Genomic DNA, 6353 nt, shown 5'->3' with positions numbered 1-6353 from the left:
CGCAGATCGGTGAGCGGCTGGGTGTCTCCCAGATGCATGTCTCCCGGCTGATCTCCCGCCTGCTGAACCGGCTGCGCGCGGGCATGCTCAGCACCGCCTGACGGACGGGGACGCCGCCACGGCGTTCCCGGACCCCATCGGAATTCGAAAAAGGGCCTGCCCGGTCAGCACCGGGCAGGCCCTTTTTCGAATGGCGCGGAACGGGTCAGTGCTTGAAGGCGTCCTTGGTCTTCTCCTTGGCCTCGCGGGCATCACCCGTGCTCTTCTGGGCCTGCCCCTCGGCGGCCATACGGTCATTTCCGATGGCGCTTCCCAGGGCTTCCTTGGCCTTGCCCTCGGCCTGCTCGGTCTTCGCCTTGGCCTTCTCACCTGCGGTCATGGAAGAACACCTCCGTACAGTTCGTTTTCCGCTGTTTCGGTGAACTACTGGTTCCCCGGCATTACCTTCACAAACAAAGCGTCATTGTGGAATGACGGTGGAATTGCAGGGCAGAAGCGAGTGCAGGAGGTTGATAAACATGGTTCCCTTGCTGCTCGTTCTGCTTCTTGCTCTGATCCTCTTCGGTGCCGGATTCGCCGTCAAGATTCTCTGGTGGGTCGCCGTCGCCGTCCTGGTGCTGTGGCTTCTCGGTTTCGTCATGCGTTCCACCACCGCCGGTGGTGGCCGGGGACGCTGGTACCGATGGTGACCTGACCGCACCAAGCGCCTTCATCGCGGGGCCCGGCCGAATCGACGACGCCGTTGGTTGATTCGGGCCCTCGCGTGACGTCGGCCTTCAAGACCCGGTTGTGGTCTTGAAGGCCGACGTTTTCGTATGGGGTGGGTGCGGATGTCGATGCAGCGGAAGGGATCGGGTGAGATCCCGGCGGAGACGAAGCGGGTGGCGCGGGCCGCGTTCGGGAAGGGGAGTCTGGCGATCCGGGTCCGTGACGAGTTGGGGCCGCTGTTCACCGATGAGGAGTTCGCAGAGCTGTTCCCGGTGCGGGGCAAGCCCGCCTGGTCACCGGGGCGGCTCGTGCCGGTGCCGGTGTTGCAGTTCGTCGAAGGCCTGACCGACCGGCAGGCCGCCGAGGCGGTGCGGGCCAGGATCGACAGGTCGCCGGCAGCGTCCCGCTCCGGGCGCCGCCGGCGGCCGCGGGCGTCCCGGCAGGGCCTGGCCGGGACGCCCGTCCGCTCACAGGAAGCGCCGGATCGGCGTGACGGCGGCTTCCTTGGCCCGCTGGAGCACCGCCCGCCGCTTCCACCGGGCGAGGTCGATGGCCACGCTGTGCTCCAGGTCCGCCTCGTAGTCACGGTCGAGCTCGGCGGTGAACTCCTCGTCCAGGACGGCGAGCATGACCTCCTCGTCGTGGTCCATGGACCGGCGGTTGAAGTTGGTGGACCCGATGAGGGCGGCGACCGAGTCGACCGTGATGACCTTGGCGTGCATCATCGTCGGCTGGTACTGCCGGATGTGCACCCCCGCCTCCAGCAGGCGTGTGTAGTGGTGCTGGCCGGCGAGCTGGCAGGCGCGCTGGTCGGTGTGCGGGCCGGGAAGCAGGATCTCCACGCGCACGCCGCGCCGGGCGGTCCGGCACAGCAGGTCGACGAAGTAGGTGTCGGGGGCGAAGTAGGCGGTGGCGAGGCGGAAGCGTTCCTCGGCGGAGGTGAGCATGACCCGGATGAGGGTCTGCATGTCCTGCCAGCCGATGCTCGCGGAGCCGCGCACCACCTGGACGACCGACGAGCCGGCCTGGCGGTGCCCGGTGAAGCGGTCGCGGTCGTCGAAGAGCTCGTCGTGGCACTCGGCCCAGTTCTGCGCGAACGCGGCGGCGACGCCGTCCACGGCCGGGCCGCGCACCTGCACGTGGGTGTCCCGCCACTCGCCCGGGCCGCGGGCGTCGCCGCACCATTCCGCCGCTATGCCCACGCCACCGGTGAACGCGGTGTCTTCGTCGATGACGAGGGCCTTGCGGTGGCAGCGGTGGTTCTGCTTGAACGGCGACAGCCAGACGGGCTTGCGGAACCAAGCCACCTGCACACCGGCATCGTCCATGAGGTCCAGCAGGTCCCGCTCGATCTCCTTGGCGCCGAACCCGTCGAGCAGCAGCCGTACCCGCACCCCCGCACGGGCGCGGTCGGCGAGCGCGCCCGCGAAATCGCGGGCGATCTGCCCCCGCCAGTAGACGAACGTCATCATGTCGATCGTGTGCCGGGCCGACCGGATCGCGCCGAGCATCGCGGGGAAGATCTCGTCGCCGTTGCGCAGCCGGACGAGCTCGTTGCCCTCGGTGGCGGCCACGCCGATCAGCCGCTCCAGACGGCGGCGCAGGCGCTGCTTGCGGGCCTCCGCGTCAGGTTCGGTACCACGGGCAACGGGTGCCGGTACGCCGTCGAGGATCACGCGAATCTCCCGTAGGGACAAGAGGACGAAGCGGTGCGGCCCGTCGGACGAGCCCAGAGACCAGATGCCCGGCAGCCACCGCCTCACTCCCGCGCATCGGCCCGGACGCCCTGTCTGTTCGCCGCCCGAGCGGGCATACGGCGGTGTGCCGGGGGAGGACAGCCTCCGGCACCCGCCGTCGCCGAACGCTGAACCAGAGGGGTGTCCATGTCGACTGCCGTGCCGGAAAGACCCGCAGAGCTGCCCGGCGAACGAGACGGCGCCGGAGCCGGAACCGCCGGGCGCGGCCCCGGCACGATGCCGCGCGGCCTCGGCTGGTCCGCCCGCTGGATCGCGGCGCTGACGGTCTGTCAGGCGACCCTCATGGTGGGCATCGGGCTGCTCATCACCGGCCCCGCCCGTACCCTGTGGCCGCTGACGGCCGAGGACAGGGTGAACGAGGCGTTCGTACGCATGCGCACCGGCACCCTGACTACGCTGTCCTCGATCGCGTCGGAGGCCGGCAACACCGGGACGGTGATCGGCGTCACCCTGGCGAGCTGCCTGGGGCTGATCCTGATACCCCGGCTGCCGATGTGGCGGCAGGCCGTCTTCCTCGCCGTCGCCGTGTCCCTGCAGTCGCTGGTCTTCCTGGTCATCACCTTCGCGGTCGACCGTCACCGCCCCGAGGTGCACCGCCTCGACGGCTCCCTGCCGACGTCCAGCTACACCTCCGGTCACACCGGCGCGGCCACCGCGATCTACGGCGGCCTGGCGGTGCTGGCGCTGTCCCGGCTGCGCGGACCGTGGCGGACCGTCGTGGCCTGTCTGCTCTGCGTCATCCCCCTCATGGTGGGCGTCGCCCGCCTCTACCGGGGCATGCACCATCCCACCGACGTCATGGGCGGCCTCGTCAACGGATGCCTGTCGCTGCTGATCGCGGGGCGCGCACTGCTCGCCGACGCGGCGGTGACCGCTCCGCCGGCCTCCGCCCCCGCCCCCGCACCCGGCCGACCGCACAAGGTCCCCGGCCGCACCGCCGTGATCTTCAACCCCACGGTCACCGACCCGGCCGGCCGCGACGCCCTGCGCCGGGTCCTGGAACACCACGGCCACCTCGCACCGGCGTTCATCGAGACGACCGCCGAGGACCCGGGCGGCGGCCAGACGGCCGAAGCCGTCCGCGACGGCGCGACACTCGTGGTCGTCTGCGGCGGCGACGGCACGCTCCGCGCCGCCGCCGACGCCCTGGCGGGCAGTGACGTACCGCTCGCCCTGGTGCCCTGCGGAACCGGCAACCTCCTGGCCCGCAACCTCGGCCTGCCGACGGCACCGGCCGACGCCCTCGACGCCGCGCTGCGCGGCACGCCCCACCGCGTCGACCTCGGCCGTATCGAGGGCGACGGTCTGGCCGCCACCCACTTCGCCGCCATGTCCGGCGCCGGCCTCGACGCCGCGACCATGCGGCGGGCCAACGCCAACGACCGCGCCAAGGCCGTCCTCGGCTGGCCCACCTACGTCCTCGCCGTCCTCCGCGAGCTCCGCACCCCCCGCACCGGGGTGAGCGTCCGGCTCGACGGCGCGCCCGCCCTGCGCCGGACGGCCCGCATGGTGCTGGTCGGCAACATCGGCACCGTGCAGGGCGGCGTGACCCTGCTGCCCGGCGCCCGGCCCGACGACGGACGGCTGGACCTGCTCATCCTGGACCCACGCGGTATCGGCGGCTGGCTGGCCGCCCTGCGGACGCTGCTGCGCCGCGGCGCGGCCCCGTCACCGTCGCCGGCCGTGCCCGCCCCCCGCGCCCCGGAAGCCGGCGACGGCGGCCAAGGCGACGACGGCGCCGAGGGCGGCGCACCCGTGGAGTTCTTCACCTTCCGGCGGGCGGAGTTCACCTTCGACACCCCGCAGCCACGCGAGCTGGACGGCGACCCGGTGACCACCGGCCGGCGCCTGACCGCGGAGGTCAGGCCCGGGGCGCTGACCGTGCTCCTTCCGGCACGGGAGAAGTGAATGGGTACCGCCACGAAGGTCCCCGAGACACGGGACATGAGCGGAGAGGAACTCTCCGGCGACGAGGCATGGGCGGCACTGCGCCGCTACGGCGGCTGGTCCCTGCTGCGGGACGCCTTCGTCCGCTTCCGGTACGCCGACGGCTTCAGCCACTCCCGGGCCCTCGCCCTGCAGACCGTCCTCGCGGTCATCCCGCTGGCCATCGCCTTCGTCGGCCTGTCGACCACCCTGCACACCGAGAACGTGGGCAGACTGGCCGAACTGACCATCCACCGGATCGCCCAGGGGCCCAGCGCCGACGTCGTCGACGACGCCCTCGACCGCAGCCGGCGCAAGGCCGGTGACGGCGCCGCCGTCGCCCTCTGGTTCGGCGCCGCCTTCTCCCTGGTCAACGTGACCACCGCCATGTGCCAGATCGAGCGGGGCGCCAACCGGATCTACGGCAACGAACGCGACCGCCCCTTCCACCTCAAGTACCTGCGCGGCCTGCTGATGTCGGTCAGCGCGGGCCTCCCGCTCGGCCTCGGGTTCGTCGTCATGGTGGCCGGCGACGACCTCGCCTCGGCGGCGGTGACCGTCTACCACCTCGACAGCAGCGCCCGGACCGCCTGGGACATCCTGCGCTGGCCCTTCGGGCTGCTGCTCGCGCTCCTCTCCGCGAGCGTCGTCTTCCGCCGCTCGCCCCGCCGCGACCAGCCGGGCTACACCTGGCTGGCCTTCGGCGCGGCCGTCTACCTGGTGCTGTGGATGACGCTGACCTGGCTGCTCAGCCTCTACCTCGACCTCAGCGGCTCGTTCGACACCGTCTACGGCCCGCTGAGCGCCTTCATGTCCCTGCTGCTGTGGGCCTACCTGACCTCCGTCGCCCTCTTCCTCGGGCTGGCCTTCGCCGCGCAGCTGGAAGCGGCACGCGGCCGCCGGCCCGGCCCGGTCCAACCCGATCCCGGAGTCTGAATGCGCCACCTGACCGCCCTGCGGAACCTTCGTGACCGTCGTGAACGCCGTGAGCGCCGCCGGCAGGCCGACCGCAGGTACGGCGCGCGGCTGCTGGGCGCCGCCGGCGTCGCCGCCGTGGCCGCGGTCGCCTTCGGGCTGCTCCTGACCCTGGTCGAGGGCCAGTGGCGGCCCCTGGCGCGCCTGGACGCCTCCGCCGCGCGGGACCTGCACCGGTACGCCCTGGGCCACCGGGAGTGGACGGCCGCGCTGCACCTGCTGTCCGACCGGATCTGGGACCCCGTGACGCTGCGCGCGGCCGTCGCGGTGCTGACCGGGTGGCTCCTGTACCGCCGGGCCTGGCGGCTGGCGGCCTGGGCGGCGGTGACCGCCGTGGCCGGGGGGCTGATCGGGCTGCTGGCCAAGACCGTGGTGGAGCGGGCCCGGCCCGCGCTGAACGACCCGGTGGCGCACGCCCCGGGCTACTCCTTCCCGTCCGGCCACGCGATGACGGCGACCACGTCCTTCGCCGTCCTCATGCTGGTCCTGGCGCCCCTCCTGCCACGGGCCTGGCGGATCGCCTGCTGGTGCGTCGCCGTGTTCTCCGTACTCGGGGTCGGCTTCACCAGGGTCGCCCTCGGCGTGCACTGGTTCAGCGACGTCCTGGGCGGCTGGCTCCTGGGCCTGGCCGTCGTCGCCCTCACCACCTGGGCCTTCGAGGCATGGCGCGCCGACGCCGGGCGGCGCCGCACCCCGGTGAGCCGGGGACTGGAGCCCGAGCTCACCGAGGCCACCCCCGAACCCGGTCCAAGAGTCCGCTGACAATCGCTCGCACCGACGTGCATCCGTTCGGGGCCGTCCCCCGGAAGTGCAGGTATGTACGCAGCGAGTCGGGGTAAGCGGCTGTTCACCGGTCAGGGTGAACCGACCGGATCGAGCTCGATCGACGGGGAGGGGCGGATGAGGGTGACGACGGCCGTGGGGACTGCTGGGCAGGTGGTGGGCGTGCCGGAGATCGCGGATCCTTCCCGGGTGGCGCCGAAGGAC

General features: G+C 72.2%; 7 protein-coding genes and 1 pseudogene. 6 read left to right on the top strand and 2 right to left on the bottom strand.

All coding sequences use genetic code 11. From position 1 onward, the window contains the following. Positions 1-101, top strand: a 101-nt coding sequence (locus tag ABZX30_RS37540) for a sigma factor-like helix-turn-helix DNA-binding protein (protein ID WP_355942770.1), incomplete at its 5' end; no start/stop codon positions are given. A 104-nt stretch (positions 102-205) separates the two neighbouring features. Here the strand turns inward: ABZX30_RS37540 and ABZX30_RS37535 are convergent. Further along, a complete protein-coding gene (locus tag ABZX30_RS37535; protein ID WP_355942767.1) occupies positions 206-379 on the bottom strand; it encodes a CsbD family protein in 174 nt (57 codons plus the stop codon). A 139-nt stretch (positions 380-518) separates the two neighbouring features. Here ABZX30_RS37535 and ABZX30_RS37530 point away from each other — a divergent pair, with 139 nt between their 5' ends. Together ABZX30_RS37530 and ABZX30_RS37525 are read left to right on the top strand one after the other, a co-directional pair. Further along, complete coding sequence (locus tag ABZX30_RS37530) at positions 519-689, top strand: hypothetical protein (protein ID WP_029382409.1); 171 nt, start codon at positions 519-521, stop codon at positions 687-689. Between the two features lie 141 nt (positions 690-830). Next, positions 831-1094: pseudogene (locus ABZX30_RS37525) on the top strand (transposase); the annotation flags it as partial. Positions 1095-1175: 81 nt separating this feature from the next. Here ABZX30_RS37525 and ABZX30_RS37520 read toward each other — a convergent pair. Further along, a complete protein-coding gene (locus ABZX30_RS37520) occupies positions 1176-2384 on the bottom strand; it encodes a phospholipase D-like domain-containing protein (RefSeq protein ID WP_355942764.1) in 1209 nt (402 codons plus the stop codon). Positions 2385-2591: 207 nt separating this feature from the next. On the opposite strand from ABZX30_RS37520, the gene ABZX30_RS37515 reads away from it, so the two are divergent. The 3 genes from ABZX30_RS37515 to ABZX30_RS37505 are packed head-to-tail and all read left to right on the top strand — an operon-like array spanning position 2592 to position 6128. Next, positions 2592-4373: a diacylglycerol kinase family protein gene (locus tag ABZX30_RS37515; protein ID WP_355942761.1), complete on the top strand. Its 1782-nt coding sequence runs from the start codon at positions 2592-2594 to the stop codon at positions 4371-4373. Then, the gene (locus ABZX30_RS37510; RefSeq protein ID WP_355942758.1) at positions 4374-5327 is read left to right on the top strand and encodes a YihY/virulence factor BrkB family protein; all 954 of its coding nucleotides are present in this window, start codon (positions 4374-4376) and stop codon (positions 5325-5327) included. After that, on the top strand, positions 5328-6128 hold the full coding sequence (locus ABZX30_RS37505) for a phosphatase PAP2 family protein (protein WP_355942756.1): 801 nt from the start codon (positions 5328-5330) through the stop codon (positions 6126-6128). The last annotated feature ends 225 nt before the right edge of the window (positions 6129-6353 follow it).

Source organism: Streptomyces sp. NPDC004542, assembly GCF_040610035.1.
GTDB lineage: Bacteria > Actinomycetota > Actinomycetes > Streptomycetales > Streptomycetaceae > Streptomyces.
This window is presented reverse-complemented; position numbering and strand designations above follow the sequence as displayed.